Annotated in this window: 17 protein-coding genes; 13 read left to right on the top strand and 4 right to left on the bottom strand. The window is 63.6% G+C overall.

What is annotated here, in order from left to right; genetic code table 11:
* Window positions 1–94: 94 nt before the first annotated feature.
* Window positions 95–2,518, bottom strand: a complete 2,424-nt coding sequence (lon, locus tag AC3ISR_RS05400; protein ID WP_463983289.1) for an endopeptidase La — start codon at window positions 2,516–2,518, stop codon at window positions 95–97.
* Between the two features lie 146 nt (window positions 2,519–2,664).
* On the bottom strand, window positions 2,665–3,654 hold the full coding sequence (locus AC3ISR_RS05405) for a GntR family transcriptional regulator (protein ID WP_192297425.1): 990 nt from the start codon (window positions 3,652–3,654) through the stop codon (window positions 2,665–2,667).
* Window positions 3,655–3,990: 336 nt separating this feature from the next.
* On the opposite strand from AC3ISR_RS05405, the gene AC3ISR_RS05410 reads away from it, so the two are divergent.
* The 13 genes from AC3ISR_RS05410 to AC3ISR_RS05470 all read left to right on the top strand — a co-directional run bounded on the left by AC3ISR_RS05410 (window position 3,991) and on the right by AC3ISR_RS05470 (window position 19,135).
* A complete protein-coding gene (locus AC3ISR_RS05410; protein ID WP_463983290.1) occupies window positions 3,991–5,313 on the top strand; it encodes an amidase in 1,323 nt (440 codons plus the stop codon).
* Between the two features lie 11 nt (window positions 5,314–5,324).
* Window positions 5,325–6,203, top strand: coding sequence for a polysaccharide deacetylase family protein (locus tag AC3ISR_RS05415; protein WP_003234086.1), 879 nt, complete (start codon window positions 5,325–5,327; stop codon window positions 6,201–6,203).
* An 18-nt stretch (window positions 6,204–6,221) separates the two neighbouring features.
* On the top strand, window positions 6,222–7,562 hold the full coding sequence (locus AC3ISR_RS05420; protein WP_463983291.1) for an MFS transporter: 1,341 nt from the start codon (window positions 6,222–6,224) through the stop codon (window positions 7,560–7,562).
* A 10-nt stretch (window positions 7,563–7,572) separates the two neighbouring features.
* Window positions 7,573–8,334: an SDR family NAD(P)-dependent oxidoreductase gene (locus AC3ISR_RS05425; protein WP_463983292.1), complete on the top strand. Its 762-nt coding sequence runs from the start codon at window positions 7,573–7,575 to the stop codon at window positions 8,332–8,334.
* Window positions 8,335–8,471: 137 nt separating this feature from the next.
* Window positions 8,472–9,221 (top strand): SDR family NAD(P)-dependent oxidoreductase, encoded by a 750-nt coding sequence (locus tag AC3ISR_RS05430; RefSeq protein ID WP_463983293.1) that lies wholly within the window; start codon window positions 8,472–8,474, stop codon window positions 9,219–9,221.
* 13 nt (window positions 9,222–9,234) lie between these two features.
* Entirely contained in the window at window positions 9,235–9,528 is a 294-nt protein-coding gene (locus AC3ISR_RS05435) for a hypothetical protein (protein ID WP_192297415.1), read from the top strand.
* A gap of 29 nt (window positions 9,529–9,557) precedes the next feature.
* Window positions 9,558–10,532, top strand: a complete 975-nt coding sequence (locus AC3ISR_RS05440; protein ID WP_192297413.1) for a CobW family GTP-binding protein — start codon at window positions 9,558–9,560, stop codon at window positions 10,530–10,532.
* Window positions 10,529–11,704, top strand: a complete 1,176-nt coding sequence (locus AC3ISR_RS05445) for an ABC transporter substrate-binding protein (protein WP_192297411.1) — start codon at window positions 10,529–10,531, stop codon at window positions 11,702–11,704. Before AC3ISR_RS05440 ends, AC3ISR_RS05445 begins: the two co-directional genes overlap by 4 nt.
* A 581-nt stretch (window positions 11,705–12,285) precedes the next feature.
* Window positions 12,286–14,622, top strand: coding sequence for a putative bifunctional diguanylate cyclase/phosphodiesterase (locus AC3ISR_RS05450; protein WP_192297409.1), 2,337 nt, complete (start codon window positions 12,286–12,288; stop codon window positions 14,620–14,622).
* Window positions 14,623–14,831: 209 nt separating this feature from the next.
* The gene (locus AC3ISR_RS05455; RefSeq protein WP_192297407.1) at window positions 14,832–15,515 is read left to right on the top strand and encodes a methylamine utilization protein; all 684 of its coding nucleotides are present in this window, start codon (window positions 14,832–14,834) and stop codon (window positions 15,513–15,515) included.
* Entirely contained in the window at window positions 15,499–17,847 is a 2,349-nt protein-coding gene (locus tag AC3ISR_RS05460; RefSeq protein ID WP_463983294.1) for a bifunctional diguanylate cyclase/phosphodiesterase, read from the top strand. Before AC3ISR_RS05455 ends, AC3ISR_RS05460 begins: the two co-directional genes overlap by 17 nt.
* Window positions 17,848–17,852: 5 nt before the next feature.
* Window positions 17,853–18,716 carry a DUF3034 family protein gene (locus AC3ISR_RS05465; protein ID WP_192297404.1) on the top strand — a complete coding sequence of 288 codons (864 nt, stop codon included), beginning with the start codon at window positions 17,853–17,855 and terminating at the stop codon, window positions 18,714–18,716.
* Complete coding sequence (locus AC3ISR_RS05470) at window positions 18,716–19,135, top strand: group I truncated hemoglobin (protein WP_192297402.1); 420 nt, start codon at window positions 18,716–18,718, stop codon at window positions 19,133–19,135. Before AC3ISR_RS05465 ends, AC3ISR_RS05470 begins: the two co-directional genes overlap by 1 nt.
* A 102-nt stretch (window positions 19,136–19,237) precedes the next feature.
* Here AC3ISR_RS05470 and AC3ISR_RS05475 read toward each other — a convergent pair whose 3' ends face one another.
* Both AC3ISR_RS05475 and AC3ISR_RS05480 read right to left on the bottom strand, forming a co-directional pair.
* Window positions 19,238–21,652: a glucose/quinate/shikimate family membrane-bound PQQ-dependent dehydrogenase gene (locus AC3ISR_RS05475; RefSeq protein WP_192297400.1), complete on the bottom strand. Its 2,415-nt coding sequence runs from the start codon at window positions 21,650–21,652 to the stop codon at window positions 19,238–19,240.
* A gap of 438 nt (window positions 21,653–22,090) precedes the next feature.
* Window positions 22,091–24,109, bottom strand: a complete 2,019-nt coding sequence (locus tag AC3ISR_RS05480) for a TonB-dependent receptor (RefSeq protein WP_192297398.1) — start codon at window positions 24,107–24,109, stop codon at window positions 22,091–22,093.
* Between the last annotated feature and the right edge of the window lie 147 nt (window positions 24,110–24,256).

Genomic DNA, 24,256 nt, shown 5'->3' on the forward strand with positions numbered 1-24,256 from the left:
CAACCAGGCCGCCGCGGTGTTCCCGCAAGACCGAGGTGCCTGGGTTTGGGGCGGCTGCGCCGCCCGGCGCGGGGCAAGCCCGCTCACTACCGTGTTATTGGAAGAGTACTTTGGCGACGTCAGCGAAGCGCTTGGCGAAGTGCACCGTCATGCCTTCCTTGAGGTACTCCGGCAACTCCTCAAAGCTGCCACGGTTCGGCTCCGGCAAAATCAGCTCATGAATCTTCTGGCGCCGCGCCGCAATCACCTTCTCACGCACGCCGCCAATCGGCAGTACGTGCCCGGTCAACGTCAGCTCGCCGGTCATGGCCACGCCTTTTTTCGGCGGCTGGTTGCGCGCCAACGACAGCAATGCACTGGCCATGGTCACGCCCGCACTCGGGCCGTCTTTCGGCGTGGCACCTTCGGGTACGTGCAAGTGCACGAAGGCTTCGTCGAAGAATTTCGGGTCGCCGCCAAACGACTTCAGATTCGAACTGATGTAGCTGTAGGCGATTTCTGCGGATTCTTTCATCACTTCACCCAACTGCCCGGTGAGCTTGAAGCCGCGATTGAGCGTATGGATGCGCGTTGCCTCGATCGGCAATGTGGCGCCGCCCATGCTGGTCCAGGCCAGGCCGGTGATCACCCCGGTGCCGGACAGTACCTGCTCATTGCGGAACACCGGTATCCCCAGGGAGCGTTCCAGGTCCTTGGTGCCGATCTTGATCACCGAGTCCGGCTCATCCAGCAGCTTGACCACCGCCTTGCGCACCAGTTTGCCCAGCTGTTTCTCCAGCTGGCGCACCCCGGCTTCGCGGGCGTAACCGTCGATCAAGGCGCGCAGGGCGCCGTCGCTGATGGTCAGGCTGTTTTTCGCCACGCCGGCTTTTTCCAGCTGCTTGGGCCACAGGTGGCGCTTGGCGATGGCGACCTTTTCTTCGGTGATATAGCCCGACAGGCGAATCACTTCCATGCGGTCCAGCAGCGGGCCGGGGATCGAGTCGAGGGTGTTGGCGGTGCACACGAACAGCACTTTGGACAGGTCCAGGCGCAGGTCCAGGTAGTGGTCGAGGAATTCGATGTTCTGTTCCGGGTCGAGCGTTTCAAGCAAGGCCGACGCCGGGTCGCCCTGGAAGCTCTGGCCCATCTTGTCGATCTCGTCGAGCATGATCACCGGGTTCATCACCTCCACATCCTTGAGTGCCTGCACCAGCTTGCCGGGCAGGGCGCCGATGTAGGTACGGCGGTGGCCCTTGATCTCGGCTTCGTCGCGCATGCCGCCGACGCTGAAGCGGTAGAACGGCCGCCCCAGGGATTCGGCGATGGATTTACCCACGCTGGTCTTGCCCACACCCGGCGGGCCTACCAACAGCACGATGGAGCCGGCGACTTCACCTTTATAGGCACCCACCGCGAGGAATTCGAGGATGCGGCTCTTGATGTCATCCAGGCCGGCATGGTGTTTGTCCAGCACCTTGCGTGCGTGTTTCAGGTCGAGCTTGTCCTTGCCGTATACGCCCCACGGCACCGCAGTGGCCCAGTCCAGGTAGTTGCGCGTGACCGCGTATTCCGGCGAGCCGGTTTCCAGGATCGACAGTTTGTTCAGTTCTTCGTCGATGCGTTTCTGCGCCTGGGGTGGCAGCACCTTGCCTTCCAGGCGTTGCGCGAATTGTTCGACGTCGGCGCTGCGATCGTCCTTGGTCAAACCCAACTCCTGCTGGATGACCTTGAGTTGTTCCTTGAGGAAAAACTCGCGCTGGTGCTCGCCGATATTGCGGTTCACCTCGGCGGAAATTTCCTTTTGCAGGCGTGCGACTTCCACCTCTTTGCGCAGCATCGGCAACACTTTCTCCATGCGCTTGAGCATGGGCACGCAGTCCAGCACTTCCTGCAACTCGTTACCGGTGGCCGAGGTCAGCGCGGCGGCGAAGTCGGTAAGCGGTGACGGGTCGTTGGGGCTGAAGCGGTTGAGGTAGTTCTTCAACTCTTCGCTGTACAGCGGGTTGAGCGGCAGCAGTTCCTTGATCGCATTGATCAGCGCCATGCCGTAGGCCTTGACCTCGTCGGTCGGCTCGGACGGCTGGTGCGGGTACTCCACTTCCACCAGGTACGGCGGACGATGGTGCTTGAGCCAGGTCTTGATGCGCACACGGGTCAGGCCCTGGGCGACAAATTGCAGCTTGCCGTTCTCACGGCTGGCGTGGTGCACCTTCACCAGGGTGCCGTACAGCGGCAGGCTGGAGGTGTCGAAATGGCGCGGGTCTTCCGGCGGCGTGTCCATGAAGAACAGGGCGAGGTTGTGGTGGTCGGATTTGCTCACCAACTCCAGCGTCTCGGCCCACGGCTCTTCGTTGACAATCACCGGCAGCACTTGCGCCGGGAAGAACGGGCGGTTGTGGATCGGGATGATATAGACCTTGTCCGGCAGGTTCTGCCCAGGCAGCGCCAGGCCGGTGTTGGACGAAGGGGATTGCGCGTTTTCGGGGTCGGCGTAGTCGTTTAGATCGTATTCGGGGAATTCTTGCTGGTCGCTCATGGGGCACCTGCGTCAGGAAGTATGCAGGTTAGATGGGGCGGGGTTGCGGTGGTTTCAATGGTGGGGGCGAGATAGCAACATATTGCACAGTATTTCTGCCCTGTGGGAGCAGGCAAGCCAGCTCCCACATTTTAAATTGCGTTTAGTCAGCTGATTTTGTGCAGGTAGGAGGGCAGGGGTTGCTCTGGTAGCACCGACAACACCTTGAGGCGCTGCAACATCCGCTGCCTGGCGCGCTGAAGATGCTCGCGCAGGTTGAGCGCCGCCGCATCAAACGCGCCATGCAACAACAACTCCAGAATCAACCGATGTTCGGCCAACATCGCCGGGTCCGCGCCGATGCCCAGCAACCGGTAAAAAATCCGGCTGATGATCATCGGGCTCTGCCCCTGGCGGATCAGTGCGGCGATCTTGCGGTTCTGCAAGCCGGCCAGGCAGCGTTGATGCAGATCCTCTTCGATCTGTTCGATGGCTTGCAGGCTGCATTGCGGGCTTTCCTGCGCTTCCAGCACCCGCTGCAACATCGCTTCCAGTGTCTCGCGATCCAGCCCCGGTGCGCTTTGACGCAAGGCTTCGGGCTCCAGGCAGGCGCGCAGTTCGTAGTCTTCGGTGACTTCCCGCGCGGTCAACGGCCCGGCCAGCCACTGGGAGTAGGGCTCTTTTTCCACCAGGCCACGGTCGCGCAAACGCATCAGTGCCTCACGTACCACCGCACGGCTGACACCGTAATGGTCAGCCGCGGCTTGTTCGTCCAGGCGGTAATGGCCGAAGGCGATGCAGGTGGACAACGCCGCGCCGATTTCCTCGACGATGCGTTCGCCCAGCGGCCGCGTGTCCACCAGCTCATCTTCACCGTTCAGGCCCAGGTGCGCATGGCTCAAGGGCAGACGCAACGGCTCCAGCGCCAGGCCCTCGGGGTTGATCAGATAACCCCGGCCGTTGAAGCGGCAGATCAAGCCTTCGTCATGCAGCAGGTCCAATGCCTTGCGCACCGGCACGCGGCTGGTGCCGAACAGTTCGGCCAGCGGCGCTTCCAGTAACACCAGGCCATGGCGGGCCGTGCCGTTGACGATCGCGTCACGCAACACCTGGTGAATCATCGCGTAACGGGAGGCCGAGGCGGACGCTGCTTTCATTGCTTTCCCTGGGGCATGTAGGACGGTGGCCGGGGATTCTCTCATAACTTGCGCCTGTCACCCTGCGCCACGGCGATGGCACTTTTTTGGGGCCTTGAATGTAGGGATGTTACTTTTCTGCACCAAAATGTACTTATTCATAAAAGATACATTATTTCATTGAAGGCGCTATTCGGCGTTCCAGCAAGATTTTTTTCCGCCAAGCGAAAGCATCTATCCCGCAGCTCTGGACGAAATTCCCTACTTGCACGATGCGTCCCGGACGCAGACTGGCACGAAAGCTGCCTTTGTAAAATGTACATTTTATTAATATGTACGTTTTTGGAGGTCATCTTGATGTCAGACGCCACGTCCATGGCCGAGGATTTCGCCAGCGGTCGCAACGACCCGGTGCAGGTGCTCGAGCAAGCACTGATGCACGCGAGCATGGCCCCCAGCGTATTTATCTCGGTGAGCGCCGAGCGTGCCCGGCGTGAAGCCCAGGCCTCTGCCGCACGGTGGCGGGCCGGTCAGCCATTGAGCGTGTTCGACGGCGTGCCATTGGCCTGGAAAGACCTGTTCGACGTGGCCGGCAGCGTCACCACCGCCGGTGCCGCCTACCGGCGCAACGCTCCCGCCGCCGCGCTTGATGCGCCCTGTGTCGGCCTGTTATGCCGCGCCGGGATGGTCAGCGTGGGCAAGACCAACCTCAGCGAACTGGCCTATTCCGGGCTGGGCCTCAACCCGCATTTCGGCACGCCGCACAACCCGAGCAGCAGCGATCAAGCCCGCATTCCCGGCGGTTCGTCATCGGGTTCGGCGGTCGCCGTCGCGGCCGGGATCGTGCCGATTGCCATGGGCACCGACACCGCCGGTTCGATCCGCATCCCCGCTGCGTTGAATGGCCTGGTGGGTTACCGCAGCAGCAGCCGACGCTACAGTCGCGACGGCGTATTCCCGTTGTCACGCACCCTCGACAGCCTCGGGCCACTGACCCGCAGCGTGCGCGATGCGCTGGCCATCGACGATCTGCTCCACGGCCGCCGCCAGACCCACAGTGCCCGCAGCCTCAAGGGCCTGCGCCTGGTGCTGGCGCAACAGGACGCCGAACCCGCGGTGCGCAACAACCTGCTGCACGCCGTGCAGCGACTCAAAGCCGCCGGTGCGCTGATCGAAGAACGTGAATGCCAGGCGTTCCAGGCCACCTTGCAGCTGATCCGGGATCACGGCTGGCTGGGCGCCTTCGAAGCCTTCGCCCTGCACGAAGCGCTGCTCGACAGCCCCGACGCCGCGCACCTCGACCCCCGCGTACGGCGCCGCCTCGAAGCTGCCCGCGGCTTGCCCGCCAGCCAATTGCTGCACCTGACCGAAGCCCGCCGTCGCCTGCAACAGCAACTGGCCGACGACCTCGACGGCGCCCTCCTGATCACCCCGACCGTCGCCCACGTCGCGCCGCCCCTGGCACCGCTGGAAGCCGACGACGACCTGTTCATCCAAACCAACCTCGCCACCCTGCGCCTGACCATGCCCGGCAGTTTCCTGGACATGCCCGGCGTGACCCTGCCCAGCGGCCGCGATGCCCTGGGCCTGCCCACCGGGCTGCTGCTCAGCGCCCCGACGGGGGAAGACGCGCGCGTGTTGCGCGCGGCGTTGTCCGTCGAATCCGTACTGACTCTTTAAGGAGACACACCATGGCTAAAGACATCCTTTGTGCATTTGGCGTCGACGTTGACGCCGTCGCCGGCTGGCTCGGTTCCTACGGCGGTGAAGACTCGCCGGACGACATTTCCCGTGGCCTGTTCGCCGGTGAAATCGGCGCGCCACGCCTGCTCAAGCTGTTCGAACGCTACGGCCTGCGCACCACCTGGTTTATCCCTGGCCACTCGATGGAAACCTTCCCCGAGCAGATGAAGGCCGTGGCCGACGCCGGCCACGAAATCGGCGTGCACGGCTACAGCCACGAAAACCCCATCGCCATGACTGCCGAGCAGGAAGAAATCGTCCTCGATAAATCCATCGAATTGATCACCCAAGTCACCGGCAAACGCCCCACTGGCTACGTCGCCCCGTGGTGGGAATTCAGCAAGGTCACCAACGAGCTGCTGCTGAAAAAAGGCATCAAGTACGACCACAGCCTGATGCACAACGACTTCCATCCCTACTACGTGCGCAAGGGCGACAGCTGGACCAAGATCGACTACAGCCAGCACCCCGACACCTGGATGAAGCCCCTGGTGCGCGGCGAGGAAACCGACCTGGTGGAGATCCCGGCCAACTGGTACCTCGACGACCTGCCGCCGATGATGTTCATCAAGAAAGCCCCCAACAGCCACGGCTTCGTCAACCCGCGTCACCTCGAAGAAATGTGGCGCGACCAGTTCGACTGGGTCTACCGCGAACACGAACACGCGGTGTTCACCATGACCATCCACCCCGACGTGTCCGGCCGCCCGCAAGTGCTGCTGATGCTCGAGCGCCTGATCGAACACATCCAGAGCCATGCCGGCGTGCGCTTCGTCACCTTTGACGAAATCGCCGACGACTTCATCCGCCGCCAACCCCGTACCTGACCCCCTGAGGCGCGACCCATGTCCATCTATAACAAGCTTGACCTGACTGGCTGGAAACCCCGGCAACTGACCTCCAAGGAAGTGCGCTTCGCGACCTGGATCGCGTTTTTCGCCTGGGTGTTTGCGGTGTATGACTTCATCCTCTTCGGCACCTTGCTGCCGGAAATCGGCCGGCACTTCGGTTGGGGGGAAGTGGAGCAAGCGCAAATCGCGACCTGGGTCGCGGTGGGCACGGCGGTGGTGGCGTTTGCTATTGGGCCGGTGGTCGACAAGTTGGGCCGGCGCAAAGGCATTATCTTCACCGTGGCGGGTTCCGCGCTGTGTTCGGCGCTGACTGCGATCGGTGGTGCGTGGGGCAAGTCGCCGCTGATACTGATCCGTTCGTTGGGCGGCCTGGGCTATGCCGAGGAAACCGTCAACGCCACCTACCTGAGCGAGCTGTACGGCGCCTCGGAAGATCCGCGCCTGACCAAGCGCCGTGGCTTTATCTACAGCCTGGTGCAAGGCGGCTGGCCGGTCGGTGCGTTGATCGCCGCCGGTTTGACCGCACTGTTGCTACCGATCATCGGCTGGCAGGGTTGCTTCATCTTTGCCGCGATCCCGGCCATCGTCATCGCGATCATGGCGCGCAAGCTCAAGGAGAGCCCGCAGTTCCAGATCCACGAACGCATCAACCAACTGCGCAAAAGCGGCGCGGTGACTGAAGCGCAAAACGTCGCCGTCACCTACGGCGTGGACTACGACGAACACAGCAAGGCCGGCCTCCAGGCCGCGTTCCGTGGCCCGGCCCGTCGTGCCACCCTGGTGATCGGTGCCGCGCTGTTGCTCAACTGGGCCGCGATCCAGGTGTTCAGCGTGCTGGGTACGTCGGTGATTGTCAGCGTGCACCACATCTCGTTCGAAAACTCGCTGATCATCCTCGTGCTCTCGAACCTGGTGGGTTACTGCGGTTACCTCAGCCACGGTTGGATGGGCGACAAGATCGGCCGTCGCAACGTCATCGGCCTGGGCTGGATGCTCGGCGGGCTGTCGTTCGCCGGCATGCTGTTCGGCCCGAGCAACATGGCGATGGTGGTCGGGCTGTACAGCCTGGGCCTGTTCTTCCTGATCGGCCCGTACTCGGCGGCACTGTTTTTTATCAGCGAGAGTTTCCCCACCAGCATCCGCGCCACCGGCGGCGCGATCATCCATGCCATGGGCCCGATTGGTGCCGTGGTCGCAGGTTTCGGCGCGACCCAAGTGCTGGCCGCCGGCAGCGACTGGCAGACCGCTGCGCTGTGGTTCGGTGCGGTGCCGTGCTTCCTGTCCGGCGTGTTGATGTTTGCCGCGCGCCATGTGCGTCCGGAAACCGTTCAGTAAGGAGTTTTTGATGAACCGTAAAGTTGCCTTGATTACCGGTGCCGCCAGCGGCATCGGCCAAGCCCTCGCCGTGGCCTATGCGCGGGTCGGTGTGGCGGTGGTCGGCGGGTATTACCCGGCCGATCCCCATGACCCGCAAACCACCGTAGCCCTGGTGCAACAAGCCGGCGGCGAGTGCCTGATGTTGCCGCTGGACGTGGGCGATACCGCCTCGGTCGACGCTCTGGCCGCGCAAGCCGTGGAGCACTTCGGTCGCCTCGATTACGCGGTGGCCAACGCGGGTTTGCTGCGCCGCGCACCGCTGCTGGAAATGACCGATGCGCTGTGGGACGAGATGCTCAATGTCGACCTGACGGGGGTGATGCGCACTTTCCGCGCCGCAGCCCGGCACATGGGCGAAGGCGGCGCGCTGGTGGCGATTTCGTCGATTGCCGGTGGCGTGTACGGCTGGCAGGAACACAGCCATTACGCCGCAGCCAAGGCCGGCGTGCCGGGGCTGTGCCGCTCGCTGGCGGTGGAGTTGGCAGCCCAGGGCATTCGTTGCAATGCGGTGATTCCGGGGTTGATCGAGACGCCGCAGTCGCTGGACGCGAAGAACTCCCTGGGGCCCGAAGGCCTGGCGAAAGCCGCGCGGGCGATCCCGCTGGGGCGGGTAGGGCGGGCGGATGAAGTGGCGTCGCTGGTGCAGTTTTTGACCAGTGAGGCGTCGAGCTACCTGACCGGGCAAAGCATCATTATCGACGGCGGCCTCACCGTACGCTGGCCAGACTGAATGTACTGGGTCCAAATGTGGGAGCGGGCTTGCTCGCGAAAGCGGTGGTTCAGATAAATCAACTGTGACTGACACACCGCATTCGCGAGCAAGCCCGCTCCCACATGGGATCTGTGTGAGCTTAAGGGGACTTGTATATGCAGCAACTCATTAACCGCCGCGCCGTGATCACCGGCGCCGGCAGCGGCATCGGTGCTGCCATCGCCCGCGCCTACGCTATCGAAGGCGCGCGCCTGGTGCTGGCCGACCGCAACGCGCCGAGCCTCGCCGAAACCGCGATCACCTGCCGCAACCTCGGCGCCGAAGTGGTCAAATGCCTGGCCGACGTCGGCACCGTCGAAGGTGCCCAGGCCAGTGTCGACAAGTGCGTCGAACAGTTTGGCGGCATCGACATCCTGGTCAACAACGCCGGCATGCTCACCCAGGCGCGTTGTGTCGACCTGACCGTCGAGATGTGGAACGACATGCTGCGCGTCGACCTTACCAGCGTGTTTGTCGCCAGCCAGCGTGCCTTGCCGCACATGCTCGCGCAGCGTTGGGGGCGGATCATCAACGTCGCCTCGCAACTGGGCATCAAGGGCGGTGCCGAGCTGACCCACTATGCGGCCGCCAAGGCCGGGGTGATCGGCTTTACCAAGTCCCTGGCGCTGGAAGTGGCCAAGGACAACGTGCTGGTCAACGCCATCGCCCCTGGCCCGATTGAAACGCCGCTGGTGGGCGGCATCAGCGACGACTGGAAACGCGCCAAGGCCAAGGAACTGCCCCTGGGCCGCTTCGGCCTGGCCGACGAAGTCGCGCCCACCGCGGTGCTGCTGGCCAGCGAGCCGGGCGGCAACCTGTTTGTCGGCCAGACCCTCGGCCCGAACTCCGGCGACGTCATGCCATGAGCGAGGTGTAGCCATGTGCGGACTCTGCGGGCTGCTCGGCGAAGACCTGCACTGGAGCGACCCCCTGGGCGACGAGTTGCCCAGGCGCCGCGAGCGCCTGCGCCGGATCGCGGCGATCAACCAGGTGCTGGCGGTGTTCCGGCTCAAGGTCGAAGACTTCCAGGGCGCCTCGTACCTGTTGCTCGGCGCCACGGGCAAGCAGGAATTGGCCAGCGGCCTGGATCAACTGTGGCAGGCCGCCGAAACCATGCTCGGGCGTGCGCTGGACCCGCTCGATCCAAAATTGCTCGACCACCTTGAACACTAAACCCGCCCGCTGTGGCGAGGGAAACGACCATGAGTATCGCGCTGAACGTCATCACCGGTTTCCTCGGCAGCGGCAAGACCACCTTGCTCAAGCGCCTGCTGCAAGGTGAAAGCCTTGGCGACACCGCGCTGCTGATCAATGAATTCGGCGATGTCGGCATCGACCATCTGCTGGTCGAAGCAGTCGCGCCGGACACGGTGCTGCTGCCCAGCGGCTGCGTGTGCTGTTCGATTCGCGGCGAGTTGAAAGACGCGCTGCTGGGCCTGCTGCAACGCCGCGAACGTGGTGAAATCCCGGCGTTCAAGCGGGTGATCCTGGAGACCACCGGCCTGGCCGATCCGGCGCCGATCCTGGCCACTTTGAACAATGACGTGCAACTGCGCGGGCGTTTTCATATCGGTCTGGTGATCACCTTGGTCGACGCCAGCCACGCCGCGCTGCAAGAGCGCCTGCACCCGGAATGGCTGGCCCAGGTCGCGGCGGCGGATCGCTTGCTGCTGAGCAAGACCGATGTGGCCGGCGACAGTGGCCCACTGCGCGCGCACTTGCAGGCGCTGAATGCCGGCACGCCCATCCTCAACACCCACGAGATCCACAGCGGCGACCAATTGCTGCTCGGAGAAGGCCTGCGCAGTGCCGAGCCCGCCGTGGAGGTTGGCCGCTGGCAACTGCACCAACCCGTCAGCGCCACCCACGGCGCCGCGCAGGTGTGCTGCCTGACCTTCGAGCAGCCGTTGGACTGGGTTGGTTTCGGGGTGTGGCTGTCGATGCTGTTAAGATGCCATGGCGAACGAATCCTCCGGGTCAAAGGACTGCTCAACGTGAACGCCAGCCACGCCCCCATCGTCATTCATGGCGTGCAGCACTGCCTGCATGCCCCGGTGCATTTGCCTGCCTGGCCGGGCGACGACCGCCAGTCGCGTCTGGTGTTTATCCTGCGCGGCCTCGACCCGGCGCTGCTGCGCCGTTCCTTTGAAGTGTTCTCGCGGCGGTTCGCCCAATGATCACCTTGCGGGTGCTCGGCACCTCCGTGACCTTGCTGGAATGCCTGCGTGTGCGCGCCGAGCAGGAACTGGGCATTCGCCTGGTCTATCAGGTGCACGACGTCGAACAGGCCCAGCGCATCGCGGTGATGCAGCCCGACAGCTACGACCTGTACGACCAGTGGTTCCATAACGTCGACTTCGTGTGGCCGGCGCGGGCGATCCAGCCCATCGACACGCGGCGCATCGCGCTGTGGCACGAAATCAACGACCTGCCCAAGCGCGGCCGGCTGTCGCCGGATGACCGCCTCGGTAGCGGCAGCGTGCCCAGTGAGCGCCTGTTCGTGCAGCACGACGGCAGCCTCGGCAGCACCGTCACCGAACGCATCAGCATGCTGCCCCTGACCCACAACGCCGACAGTTTCGCCTACCGCCCCGAACGGCTGCCCGAAGGCTTTTGCCACCGCAACGAAAGCTGGGGCTGGCTGCTCGACCCGGCCTGGAGCGCACGCACCGCGCTGCAAAGCGACGCGGCCATCGGCGCACTGGACGCGGCATTGGCGGTGCAGGGCGCGGGTCTGGCGCAGTTCAAGGACATCGGCAACATGAGCATCGAAGAGATCGACGTGCTCGCCACTATCCTGGTGCGCAAACAGAAGGAAGGCCACTTCGCCGCGTTCTGGTCGGACGACGAAGAGGCTGCCCAACTGATGCTCAGCCCAAGTATCGACATCCAGAGCCTATGGTCACCGACCCTGATGCGCCTGCACCGCGCCGGGGTGAAATACCGCCTGGCGGTACCGCGCGAGGGCTATCGCGCCTGGTTCGGCGGCCTGTCGTTGTCACGGCATGCCCGGGGCCCGGTGCTGGACGCGGCTTACGCCTACCTCAATTGGTGGCTGTCCGGCTGGCCCGGCGCAGTGATGGCGCGCCAGGGTTATTACATCGGCAACCCGGCCCGCAGTCGCGATCACCTGAGCAGCGCCGAGTGGGATTACTGGTACGCCGGCCAACCGGCCCGGGAAGAATTGCTCGGCAGCGATGGCCTGCCGCTGATCGACATCGGTGAAGTGCGCGATGGCGGTTCCTACGAGCAGCGCATGGGGCATATCGCGGTGTGGAACTCGGTGATGGACGAGCACAACTACTTGGTACGGCGCTGGGGCGACTTCATGCGCGCCCGCACTACGTGACCTCATGCGCGCGCGCCCCTGTAGTGAGCGGGCTTGCCCGCGCCGGGTGGCGAAGCCGCCCTAAACCCTGGCACCTCGGTCTTCCTGAAACACCGCGGCGGACTATTTGGGGCGGCTGCGCCGCCCAGCGCGGGGCAAGCCCGCTCACTACTTGGTACGGCGCTGGGGCGACTTCATGCGCGCCCGCACTACGTGACCCCATGCGCTCCCGCCCCTGTAGTGAGCGGGCTTGCCCGCGCTGGGTGGCGAAGCCGCCCTAAACCCTGACACCTCGATCTTGCTGAAACACCGCGGCGGACTATTTGGGGCGGCTGCGCCGCCCAGCGCGGGCAAGCCCGCTCACTACAAGGTGTCGAACGCGGGGGAGGTGGACGTTCGGTCAAGCCAGTGTCGCCAATAAATTGGCAGTGATTTTCCCTGTTCTATTGGGTGTACATATCCCAGGTCCCAGCTAACCTGCTTAAACCGAATATCCAATTGAAATGGATGTTTTTTTGACGCCAGGTCAGCAGTTGCCAGGGATGCGTATGACACAGGGACGTAGTGGCAGAAAGACAAAGTTGCTGCCAGAGGGCACTGCAATGAGGTGGCGCCATACGTTCCAGACCCGTATCGCCGGGGTGCTCGCGTTATTGCTGTTGGTGGTCGTCGCCGCCACTTACTTTGCCGTCAAGGCCGCAACTACCCGGGCCGTCGAGAACCAGGCCGAGGTCCAGCTGGAAACCGGCAGCCAGGTGTTCGAGCGCCTGCTCGACCTGCGCGGTCGCCGCCTGCAATACGGCCTGGACTGGCTGACCGCCGACGAACCTTTCAAGCAAGCCGTGACCGAAGGCAACACCGCAGCCATCCTGGCCGCGTTGTACCGGCACGGCACCGGTATCGGTTCCAGCGAAGTGTTTGTATTGGGCCTGGACGGTAAGGTCACGGTCAGCACCTTGCCGCTGTTCACCCCTGGCATGCTGTTCCCCCAGGACGCAGCCTTGCGCCATGCGCGGCGCAGCGGTCTGCAAATGTTGATCGTGGCCATGGACGGGCATCCCTACCTGCTGGTGCAAAAGGACGTCTTGAACCCGCAGCCGGTGGCGCGTGTCGTCATGGGCTTTGCGATGGACGCCCAGTTCGCCAACGAACTGCGTTCCATGAGCAACCTGGAAGTGTCGTTCCTCGCCAGGCAGGACGGTCGCACCGGCCCGTTGTTCAGCACTCAGCCCGACACGGTCCGCGCCGATATTCTCGCCACGCTGCGCCGGGCGCCGGCCACCTCCGAGGCCTACATCGAACGCTTCCACGGCCAGCGCATGCTCAGTCAGGTGCTGTCGCTGGCCAATACCGGCGAGAGCGATGAGGTGCGGGTGCTGCTGCAGAGCCCACTGGACCACGCCCTGGAATCCTTTGCGCCGCTGGACCGGCAGTTCCTCGGGATAGCCCTGGCGGTGCTGGTGGTGTCGCTGGCCGGCGCGTTGTTCTTGGCGCGGCGGGTATCGCGCCCGCTGAATGCGTTGGTGGAGGCCGCTGACCGTATCGGTGCCGGCGATTACCGCACCCCGGTGCGTGTGCGCAGCCACGATGAATTCGGCCTGTTGGCCCGGGCGTTCAACGCCATGCAAAGCGGCATCGCCGTGCGCGAGCGGCAACTGGCGCACAACGCCCTGCATGACTCACTGACCGGCCTGCCCAACCGTGCGCTGGCGATGGAGCGCCTGGGCAGCGCGATCAGTGCGCGTCGGCCGGTGGTGTTGCTGTATGTGGGGATCGAAAACTACCGCCTGATCAACGAGGGTTTCGGCGCCCAGGGCGTCGAGGAAATGCTCCGCGAAGCCAGCCGTTGCCTGTCCATGAGCCTGCTCGCCAGCGACACTGCCGCACGTATCGCTGGCAGTGAATTCCTGGTGCTGCTGGAAAACACCGAGATCGACCGCGCCGTCGCCCGCGCCGACCGCCTCTACGCGCTGCTCACCGAACCCCAGCGCATCGGCCATGACGAAGTACGCCACGAGGTCAGTATCGGCATCGCCGCCTACCCCGGCGACGGCCAGCAGGTGGAAGAGTTGATCAGCCGCGCCGCGATTGCCCGGCACGACGCGGCCACCTTGCCCGGGCATTTGCAGATCTATCAGCAGCATCGCGAGTTGGCCCACCAGCGCCAGATCACCTTGATCCGCGACCTGCGCCGTGCGGTGGTCGAAGGCGAACTGTTCCTGTGCTACCAGCCCAAGCTCGACCTCAGCCAGGGCTATGTGCGCCAGGCCGAAGCCTTGCTGCGCTGGCAGCATCCGACCCTGGGCCAGGTGTCGCCGGCCGAATTCATTCCCCTGGCCGAGCGCACCGGCAGCATGGCCAGCCTGACCCTGTGGGTGATCGAAGAAGCAATCCGCCAGATTGCCGAATGGGGGCAGCGCGGGCTGCATATCCAACTGTCGGTGAATATTTCGGTGGATGACCTGGCCGATGATGACCTGGCGATTCGTGTCACCGCGTTGCTGATGCAATACGCGGTGGCGGCCGAGCAACTGATCTTCGAGATCACCGAAAGCGCGATCATGCACAACCCGCAACAGGCACTGAACGTGTTGGAGCAACTGCGCGGTTGCGGCATCAGTCTGTCGGTGGACGACTACGGCACCGGCTATTCGTCCCTCGCGCAATTGCAGCGCTTGCCGGTGCAGGAGTTGAAGATCGACCAGTCCTTTGTGCGCAACCTCGACAGCACCAGCGGCGACGGGGTGATCGTGCGTTCGACTATCGAGATGAGCCACAACCTGGGACTCAAGGTGGTGGCCGAAGGCGTGGAGTTTGCGCCGAGCCTGAAGCTGCTCAAGCAGTGGAAGTGCGACACCGCCCAGGGTTACCTGATCAGCCGGCCATTGAACGCCATGGCGTTCGAGATGTGGATGCGCCGCGAGCGGGTGCCGCTCTAGAAAACCCCGTTTGCAGCGGCTACAGATTTTTCGTGCTGCGCCGATGACCTCTACATGTCCTGACCGATTGCATAGTTTCTTGCCGACCGGCGGTCAAGCTTTGCGCTGAAACAATGATGGCAATTGGCCTTGTTTGCGGCATCATCTGCGCCATAACCCTCGTATGTGCCAAGGCAGGCCGCTTTTTTTCACTGCCGTGCGGACCCTTGATGAACCGGATTTTCCTACAGTTTTCCCTGGCAGCCGTATTGTTGTCTGCCCACACCGACGCCGGTGCCGCGACACTGGACGTACAGGTGCGCCAGGCCGATCAGACGCCGGTCAGCGATGCCGTGATCACCTTGCAAGGTCCGGTCGGTGCGCCCGTCGGCACGCTCAAGGCCGATATGGATCAACGCGGCCAGAAGTTCGCGCCCCATGTGCTGGCGGTGCACACCGGCACCCAGGTGCGCTTCCCCAACAGCGACAACATCCGCCATCAGGTCTATTCGTTCTCCGCGGCCAAGCGCTTTGAACTGCGCCTGTACGAAGGCACGCCCACCGAACCGTTGCTGTTCGACAAGCCCGGGGTGGTGGTGCTCGGCTGCAATATCCACGATTGGATGCTCGGCTACATCTATGTCACCGACGACCCCCGCTTCGGCGTCAGCGATGCCCAGGGCCGCGTGCGCCTGGACAACCTGCCGGCCGGTGCCTACCACGTCACCCTGTGGCACCCGCAATTGCTCGACATGCAGCCGCAGGACGGCGGCACCCTGAGCCTGCCTGCCACGGGCCTGAGCCACGCCGTGCAACTCAAGCTTGAACCACCGTCGGCCGACCTGCCGCCAGCGCCCACACCAACTGCGTTTGGCGATGCCTTCAATCGAGCCGCCCATGAAACTGCGCAGTAGCTTCCAGGCGCGTGTCGCTAGTGTGCTGATCCTGCTGTTGCTGGTGGTGGTCGGTGCGCTGTATTTCAGCGTCAAGGCCGCGACCAGCGAGGCGGTGCGCGGCCAGGCCAAGGCGCAATTGGAAGTCGGTGCGCGGGTCTTCGAACGCTTGCTCGACGTGCGCGGCCGGCGCCTGGCCGACGGTGTGCAATTGCTGGCGTCCGACTTCGGTTTTCGCGATGCGGTGGCCAGTGGCGATTCGGCCACCATGCGCTCGGTACTGTTCAACCACGGCAAGCGCATCAACGCCAGCGACATGATCCTGTTGGGCATGGACGGCAAAGTCCTCGCCAGCACCCTCGACGAGGTGCCCGAAGGCTCGACCTTTCGTTATGACCAGGCGCTGCGCGATGCGCGGCGCAATCGCCAGACCATGCTGATCGTGCCGCTGCAAGGCATGCCGCACCTGCTGGTGGAAGCGCCGGTGCTGGCGCCGCTGCCGATTGCGCGGGTGGTGATGGGCCTGCGCATGGACAGCGCGTTCGCCGAAGAGCTGCGCTCGTTGAGCAACCTGGAAGTGTCGTTCCTGAGCCTCGACCGCCAGCAGCCGGGCGAGTTGGTCAGTACCCAGCCCCAGGTGCTGCGCGACAGTATCGTCAACCTGATGCTGGCGCAGGGTACGCATCACGGTGTGGCCACCACCGAACACCTGGAACATAGTTTTCTCAGCCAGTCGCTGGTGTTGGCCAGCGACGCCGACGGCCAGGTCCTGGCCCTGTTGCAGAGCCCCTTGGATGCGGCGATGCAGGCGTTTGCGCCGCTCGACGAAAAAATCCTCGGGATTGCCTTGATCGCGTTGATTGCCTCGTTGATCGGTGCCTTGCTGCTGGCACGCGGTGTCTCGCGCCCGGTGCAGGCCCTGGCGCTCGCCGCCGAACGCATCGGCCAGGGCGATTACCAGACGCCCGTGGTGCTGGCGCGCAGTGATGAACTGGGGCGCTTGGCCAACGTGTTCAACTCGATGCAAAGCGGCATCGCCGAGCGCGAGCTGCAACTGGCGCACAACGCCTTGCATGATCGCCTCACCGGCTTGCCCAATCGCGCATTGGCCATGGAACGCCTGGGCAATGCCATTGCCACGCACCGGCCGATGGCGCTGATCTACCTGGGCATCGACAACCTGCGCGCTGCCAGCGAAACCGCCGGGCCTGAGGCAGTCGACCAGTTGTTGCAGGACGTGAGCCGCAGCCTGCAAGGCGCGTTGCGCCCCGGCGATACCCTGGCGCATTTGACCGCCGACGAATTCCTGCTGCTGCTCGAAGGCGCCGGCAGCGACGAAGCGGTGGGCCTGGCCGACAAGCTGCAACAGTTGCTGCTGCGCCCACGGCGCATCAACGGCCACGACCTGGCGCTGGATTGCCGCCTTGGCATTGCGGCCTACCCGGACGATGGTGAAAGCGCCGACACCTTGCTCGAACGTGCGGCGATTGCGATGAAGGACGCCGCGCAAATGCCCGGCCGCCTGCAGATCTACGAACACGGTCGCGACCTTGTGCACCGTCGCCAGGTCACCCTGATCCGCGACCTGCGCCACGCGCCCAGCCAGGGCCAGTTGCTCTTGCACTACCAACCCAAACTCGACATCCGCCAAGGCCACGTACGCCAGGCCGAAGCCCTGTTGCGCTGGCAGCATCCGCAGTTCGGCATGGTTTCGCCGGCGGAATTCATCCCCTTGGCCGAACGCTCGGGCAGCATCCAGTTGCTGACCCATTGGGTGATCGAAGAGGGCATCCGCCAACTGTGTGAATGGAACCGGCGCGGCCTGTCCCTGCAACTGTCGCTGAACATCTCGGCAGATGATCTGCTCGGTGATGACCTGGCCCATCGCGTCTCGGCGCTGCTGCGCCGTTATGGCTTGCCGGCCGAACAACTGCTGTTCGAGATCACCGAAAGCGCGGTGATGCGCGAGCCGGAAAAAGCCCTGAAAGTCCTGCACCTGCTGCGCGACTGTGGCATCAGCCTGTCGGTGGATGACTTCGGCACCGGCTATTCGTCGCTGGCGCACCTCAAGCGCCTGCCGGTGCAAGAGTTGAAGATCGACCAATCCTTTGTGCGCAACCTTGATGAAACCAGTGAAGACGCGGTGATCGTGCGTTCCACCATCGAGATGAGCCACAACCTGGGCCTCAAGGTCGTCGCCGAGGGCGTCGAGTACGCCCATAGCCTACGCTTGCTGGAGCGCTGGCAATGCGACACGGCCCAGGGTTACCTGATCAGCCGGCCGTTGAGTGCCGATGCTTTCGAAGCCTGGGTGGCGTTGCCCCTCAGTACGCAAACTTCCCTGGTTCATTGAGTGACATGCGCGTGCGTTGTTCCGTTCTGATCGGCTGCCTCGGCGCCCTGACCCTGCAAACGGCGCTGGCCGACAACGGCCGCCTGATTGCCACCGGCGGCGCCAGCAGCATTGAAGGCACGGCGGGCGGCGGGATCACGCCGTGGGCGGTGCTGGCCGGTTACGGCGAACAGCACGAGTGGGGCGCCACGGCGTTCGCCACCACGGTCAACCTGCCGGACTACCGGCTCGACGTGGCCGGGCTGGCGCTGGCCTATGACAACCGCGTCGAGCTGTCTTTCGCCCGCCAGCGTTTCGACCTGGGCACCCTGGTGCACAAGCTGGACCTGCCCGAAGACCACCTCGGCCAGGACGTACTGGGCCTCAAGGTGCGGCTGTTTGGCGATGTGATCTACGACAACCTGCCCCAGGTGTCCCTGGGTCTGGAATACAAGCACCAGACTAACTTCGACATTCCCAACCTGGTCGGTGCCAAACGCGACAGCGACGTCGAAGGCTACCTGGCCGCCAGCCGTTTGTTCATGGGTGCAGCCTTTGGCTACAACGTGCTGGTCAACGGCAGCCTGCGCTACAGCCGCGCCAATGAAACCGGCTTGCTCGGTTTTGGCGGCGACCGCCGTGACAGCCGCAGCCTGCTCAAGGAAGGCTCGGTGGCGCTGCTGTTCAACCCGCGCTGGGCGGTGGGCGTGGAATACCGCGAAAAGCCTGACAACCTGTCGTTTGCCGGTGAAAGCGACTGGGCGGATGTGTTTGTCGGCTACTTCCCGAACAAGCATGTGTCGTTTGTATTGGCCTACGCGCGCCTCGGCGAAATCGCCACGCTGGATAACCAGAACGGCACTTATCTGTCTGTGCAAGGGAGTTTTTGATGCGCTGGCTACCGCTATGCCTGGTCCTGCTGCTCGGCGCCTGTGCCCAGCAACCGCCGAAGGATGACAGCCTGTACCGTGACCTTGGCGCCATGCCCGGCATCACGCGGATCGTCGAGGGCATGCTGCTCAACATCGCCCGTGATGAGCGCATCGTCGAGCGCTTCCGGCGGATCGACATCCAGCGTTTGCGTAATAAGCTGATCGAGCAGTTTTGCGCAGAGGCGGGCGGACCGTGCGTGTATACCGGGGACAGCATGGCGGAGAGTCACAAGGGGCAGAATGTGAGCCGCAGTGACTTCAATGCGTTGGTCGAGGATTTGATCGCAGCGATGGACAAGCAAGGGATTTCGGTGCCGGTGCAGAATCGCCTGATAGCGCGGTTGGCGCCCATGCGCGGCGAAGTGATCGAGCACTGAGCTTGCACACACGCCCGTTCCCACAGTTGGTTATGTGTCAATGAACATGAAAAAAGGCGGCGACCCTCAACAGGTCGCCGCCTTTTTTACTGCCGGTAAAGCTTAATCCGGCAGTTTGAACGCCATCACATAGTCACCCTGCTTGGTACCCAGGGAACCATGACCGCCCGCCACGACCAGCACGTACTGCTTGCCGTCCTTGCCGGTGTAGGTCATCGGTGTGGTTTGCGCGCCTGCTGGCAGGCGGCCTTCCCACAGTTGCTTGCCGTTTTTCACGTCATAGGCACGCAGGTACTGGTCCAGGGTGCCGCTGAGGAACGCGACGCCACCGGCGGTGGTGAACGTCCCGCCCAGGCTTGGCACGCCCATGGTCAGCGGGATTGGTACCGGCGCGCTGTCACGCACGGTGCCGTTCTTGTGCATCCAGATGGTTTTGTGGGTGGTCAGGTCGACCGCAGCCACATAACCCCAGGCCGGCGCCTGGCACGGCAGGCCCAGTGGCGACAGCAGCGCTTCGAGGATCACGCCGTACGGCGCGCCTTTGTTCGGCTGCACGCCTTCGGTTTCGCTGACGCGCGGGCCTTGCTTGGCGATGTCGGCGGCCGGGATCAGCTTGGACTTGAACGCCATGTAGCTTGGGTTGACGAAGGCCAGTTGGCGTACCGGGTCGACAGAAATGCCACCCCAGTCGAACACGCCGAAGTTACCTGGGTAAACGATCGAACCCTGCAGCGATGGTGGAGTGAACGGACCGTCGTAGCGCATGGATTTGAAATCAATCCGGCACAGCAGTTGGTCGAACGGGGTCACGCCCCACATGTCGCGCTCTTTCAACGGCGGCGGCATGAAGTTCAGGTCGGACTTGGGTTGGGTCGGCGAGGTGCGATCACCGGCCACTGCGCCTTGGGGTACAGGGACTTCGTTGATCGGCACCACAGGTTGGCCGGTCGCACGGTCCAGCACGTAGATGCTGCCTTGCTTGGTCGACGCCATCACCGCTTGCTTGACGCCGTCAGCGGTCTTGATGTCGACCAGCGAAGGTTGGCCGCCCACGTCCATGTCCCACAGGTCATGGTGCGTGAACTGGAAGTGCCATTTCACGTGACCGCTGTCGATGTCCAGGGCGGTCAGGCCGGCGCTGTATTTTTCCGATTCGTCGGTACGGTCGCCGCCGTATTGGTCGGGCATCTGGTTGCCCATCGGCAGGTAGAGCAGGCCGAGTTTTTCATCCACCGAGAACATGGACCACATGTTCGGCGAGTTACGGGTGTAGGTCTTGCCTTCGGCCAACGGGGTGGTGTCGTCCGGGTTGCCGCTGTCCCAGTTCCACACCAGCTTGCCGGTGTGCACGTCGAACGCACGGATCACGCCGCTGGGTTCGTCGGTGGAGACGTTGTCGGTGACGTGACCGCCGATCACCACCAGGTTTTTGGTCACGGCCGGTGGCGAAGTGGAGTAGTAACCGCCGGGGGCGAAGCCACCGATGTTGGCGCGCAGGTCGACCTGGCCTTTGTCACCGAAGTCTTCGCACATCTTGCCGGTGTCGGCGTTGAGCGCGATCAGACGGGTGTCGGCGGTCGGCACGAAGATGCGTTTCGGGCAGGCATTCGGCGCGGCGGCCGGGCTGGCGCTGCCGGTCGGGCTCTGTTCGGAGGCGTAGACGGCGTCATCGTGATACGACACGCCACGGCAGGTCATGTGGGCCCAGCCTTTGAAGTTCTCGGCGCCCATGCTGCTGATCTTCGGATCGAAGCGCCAGATTTCCTTGCCGGTGTCCGGGTCCAGGGCAATCACTTGGCTGTGTGGGGTGCACACGTAGAGCATGCCGTTGACTTTCAGCGGGGTGTTTTCCGCGGTGGTCTCGCCTGGATCGTTCGGTCCAGGCAGGTCGCCGGTGCGGTAGGTCCACGCCGGGACCAGCTTGCTGACGTTCTGCGGGGTGATCTGCGCCAGCGGCGAGTAACGGTCACCAAAGGCCGAGCGGCCGTAGGAATTCCAGTCGCCATCGGGCTGGGGCGGTGCGGTGTTGGTCATGCCAGGCACGGCGTCGCGGTCCAGCTGGCCTTTGACCAGTTCACCCGGGTTGGTGAATTGGCTGGCCAGGGCAGTAGCACCCGCCAGCACCACGGCCACGCTCAGCGCGCCGGTGCCCAGTGGCGCCGGTTGGCCGTTCAGCAGCGGGCGACGGACCCACGGCAGCAGCATGACGATGCCCAAGGCAAACAGCAGTGCCAGGCGCGGCACCAATTGCCACCAGTCCAGGCCGACTTCCCACAGGGCCCATACGGTGCTGGCGAACAGCACCAGTGCGTACAGGCCCAGCGCGGCGCGGCGGTTGGCCAGCAGCAGGATGCCGGTCAGGCCGACGCCGATACCGGCCAGCAAGTAGTACAGCGACCCGCCGAGCATGCTCAGCTTGACGCCGCCGGCCAGCAAGGCCAGGCCCATGATCAGCAGCAAGACGCCTAGCAGCTTGGGCAGCAAGCGGCTCGGACTTGAAGCACCATCAGTGCTCATAGTGTGTTTCTCCGTTACGTTGGAATTATGTAACCCCGTGCTTCACTGTAGATGACGATTCAGCGCGGGCTTGGTTCAGCGATAGTCGGTTTTTCTGTGGATAAGCATGGTTATCCACAGGCGGGCGATTTATTCCCAGGCGCAGGGGGGTGTAAGACAGCGCTGTCTTTACGAGCAGGAGGCTTCGGCAAGATGGGGTCGACCGGGGAAATGAAACGTTTCAGGTTGTTGCCGGGAAGGATAAAGGGAGTTGTCTTGGAGAGAAAGGGCGAATCGCGATATGCATCATTTCTGAATTGGTAACAGTGACGAATCGTCGCTGCAAAACCAATGTGGGAGCGGGCTTGCTCGCGAATGCGGTGTGTCAGTCAATGCAGCTGTGACTGATCCACCGCATTCGCGAGCAAGCCCGCTCCCACAGGGGATCTACGGTGTCGCTTAGAACGTCGTACGAACGCCGAACTGCACGCTGCGCCCCGGCGCCGGCGCGATGTCCCGCAGGATCGAGCTGGCATAGCGCACGGTCTGGTTGGTGAGGTTTTCACCGTTCACAAACGCCAGCCACTCGCTGCCACCGACATTGAAGCGGTAACCCGCGCTCGCGCCCAGGGTGGTGTAGCCATCGGTGCCGCTTTCGTTGTCCGGCACACGGCCCTGGCCGGCGGCGTGTTCCACGTCGATGCGCGCTTGCCAACGCTCCAGTTCCCACAGCAAGCCGCTGTTCAAGCGCAGCGGGGCGATGCGTGGCAAGGCTTCGCCGGTGTCGAGGTTGGTGGCGCGGGTGTAGTCGCCCGACAGCTCCAGTGCGAACTTGCCGTAGGCGCCTTCGCCGAGTTTCCAGTGATCCTGGGCCTCAAAGCCTGCGAAACGGGCGCGTACGCCGGAGTATTTGTACTCGGGGATGCCATCCGCGTCTTCTTCGCCTTCATCGTTCAGCGTACGACCACTGCCCAATAAGCCGATGTAATTGGAGAAGTGGCTGTAGAACACGCCGAAGCTGCCCTTGTGGGTGCCATTGTCAAAACGCAGGGCCAGGTCGCTGGATACGGCTTTCTCTTTCTTCAGGTTGGCGTCGCCCAACTCGTAGGTGCCGGTGGCGACGTGGGCGCCGTTGGCGTACAGCTCGTAGAAGGTCGGGGCGCGCTCGGTGTAGCCCAGGGTCGCGGCCAGCGACCAGATCGGCGTGAGGGTATAGACCGCGCCCGAGGACAGGCTGCCGGCGGTGAAATCATTGGATTTGTCGGCGCCGGCAAAGCGGGCGTTGCCCTTGGCGTCCGGGTCGACGCTGGTGTGTTCCAGGCGCCCGCCGAGGCTGAGCTTGAGGCGTTCGGTGGCCTGCATCTCTTCGAGGATAAACAGCGCGCCGGCATTGGTATCGGTCTGCGGTACGAAGGCTTCTTCACCCAGGGCCGAAAATTCGTTGCGCGTCACTTGGGCACCGACCACGCCGTTGAACGGGCCGATCGGTTGGTGACGGGCTTCGACGCGGGCTTCATAACCCTTGTTCTTGAAGACCGTGCCGGTTTCGCCGCCTTCGATCTCGCGGTGTTCGTAATCGGTGTAGCCCGCGTCGACTTTGACCGAGGTAAACGGCCCTTGCAGGTTACGGATTTCGGAGGCGAAGGCGTAGTGATCCTGCTTCATGCGGATACGCACGTCCTGCTCGGCGGGGGAGCCGTAGTTAGCGTCGTAATTGCTGTAGGACAGCCCGGCGTAACCGTCGTCCCAGGTGTAGGAACCGCCTACGGCGCCGCCGTCCTGGCGCCCGTCGCTGTTGCCCAGGCGCCCGTTTTTGCCGGGGCCATCGTCGGTCTCGGGTGCATGGCGGCTGCGGGCCTGGCCCGGGATCTTGAGGTCGTTGAATTCCCGTGCGTTGGCATCCAGGTGCAAGGCGAACGTGCCGTTGCCGGCTTCCAGCTTGCCCGCGCTGCTGCGGGTGGTGTCGGCGCCGCCGTAGCGCAATTCACCGGCACCGTGGATGCCTTCGATGGCTTCGGTGGGAATGCGGTTGTCGAAGGTATTCACCACGCCGCCGATGGCGCTGCCGCCGTACAGCAAGGCCGCCGGGCCGCGCACGATTTCAATGCGGTCGACATTGATCGGGTCCAGCGGCACCGCGTGGTCGTAGGACAACGACGACGCATCCAGTGCGCCGACGCCGTTGCGCAGGATGCGGATACGGTCGCCGTCCTGGCCACGGATGATCGGCCGGCTGGCACCTGGGCCGAAGTATGAGGACGACACGCCTGGCTGCTTGTTGAGGGTTTCGCCGAGGCTGCCTTTTTGTTGCAGGGTCAGGTCATCGCCTTCCAGCACGGTGGTCGGCGAAGCGAGTTGCTCGCTGCCCAGCGGGTTGCCGGTGATGACTTGGGGTTGCAGCTCAAGGGCCTGGGCTTGGGAGCAGATCAACAGGGCGGCGGCAAGCGGGGTCAAGCGCCACAGAGAAGAGAGGGACATCGGACATTCCTTGGCAAAACGGCGAAAAGATTTGATAACTATCGTTACAATATAACATCTCTTTTTCGCTGGGAACGGGAACTTTTTATAACTGGCAGGTGCAGTGCTAAGGTGTGCACCTTCGTGAGCACTTTTTTCATAGGCCTG

Source organism: Pseudomonas sp. GL_117 (assembly GCF_057835125.1).

Bases quoted from the DNA above. Each gene is read 5' to 3' on its own strand.
- AC3ISR_RS05410 (WP_463983290.1), top strand. From the start codon at position 3,991: ATGTCAGACGCCACGTCCATGGCCGAGGATTTCGCCAGCGGTCGCAAC.
- AC3ISR_RS05450 (WP_192297409.1), top strand. From the start codon at position 12,286: ATGAGGTGGCGCCATACGTTCCAGACCCGTATCGCCGGGGTGCTCGCG.
- AC3ISR_RS05460 (WP_463983294.1), top strand. From the start codon at position 15,499: ATGAAACTGCGCAGTAGCTTCCAGGCGCGTGTCGCTAGTGTGCTGATC.
- AC3ISR_RS05455 (WP_192297407.1), top strand. From the start codon at position 14,832: ATGAACCGGATTTTCCTACAGTTTTCCCTGGCAGCCGTATTGTTGTCT.
- AC3ISR_RS05420 (WP_463983291.1), top strand. From the start codon at position 6,222: ATGTCCATCTATAACAAGCTTGACCTGACTGGCTGGAAACCCCGGCAA.
- AC3ISR_RS05415 (WP_003234086.1), top strand. From the start codon at position 5,325: ATGGCTAAAGACATCCTTTGTGCATTTGGCGTCGACGTTGACGCCGTC.
- AC3ISR_RS05465 (WP_192297404.1), top strand. From the start codon at position 17,853: ATGCGCGTGCGTTGTTCCGTTCTGATCGGCTGCCTCGGCGCCCTGACC.
- AC3ISR_RS05470 (WP_192297402.1), top strand. From the start codon at position 18,716: ATGCGCTGGCTACCGCTATGCCTGGTCCTGCTGCTCGGCGCCTGTGCC.
- AC3ISR_RS05445 (WP_192297411.1), top strand. From the start codon at position 10,529: ATGATCACCTTGCGGGTGCTCGGCACCTCCGTGACCTTGCTGGAATGC.
- AC3ISR_RS05405 (WP_192297425.1), bottom strand. From the start codon at position 3,654: ATGAAAGCAGCGTCCGCCTCGGCCTCCCGTTACGCGATGATTCACCAG.
- lon (WP_463983289.1), bottom strand. From the start codon at position 2,518: ATGAGCGACCAGCAAGAATTCCCCGAATACGATCTAAACGACTACGCC.
- AC3ISR_RS05440 (WP_192297413.1), top strand. From the start codon at position 9,558: ATGAGTATCGCGCTGAACGTCATCACCGGTTTCCTCGGCAGCGGCAAG.
- AC3ISR_RS05430 (WP_463983293.1), top strand. From the start codon at position 8,472: ATGCAGCAACTCATTAACCGCCGCGCCGTGATCACCGGCGCCGGCAGC.
- AC3ISR_RS05480 (WP_192297398.1), bottom strand. From the start codon at position 24,109: ATGTCCCTCTCTTCTCTGTGGCGCTTGACCCCGCTTGCCGCCGCCCTG.
- AC3ISR_RS05425 (WP_463983292.1), top strand. From the start codon at position 7,573: ATGAACCGTAAAGTTGCCTTGATTACCGGTGCCGCCAGCGGCATCGGC.
- AC3ISR_RS05475 (WP_192297400.1), bottom strand. From the start codon at position 21,652: ATGAGCACTGATGGTGCTTCAAGTCCGAGCCGCTTGCTGCCCAAGCTG.
- AC3ISR_RS05435 (WP_192297415.1), top strand. From the start codon at position 9,235: ATGTGCGGACTCTGCGGGCTGCTCGGCGAAGACCTGCACTGGAGCGAC.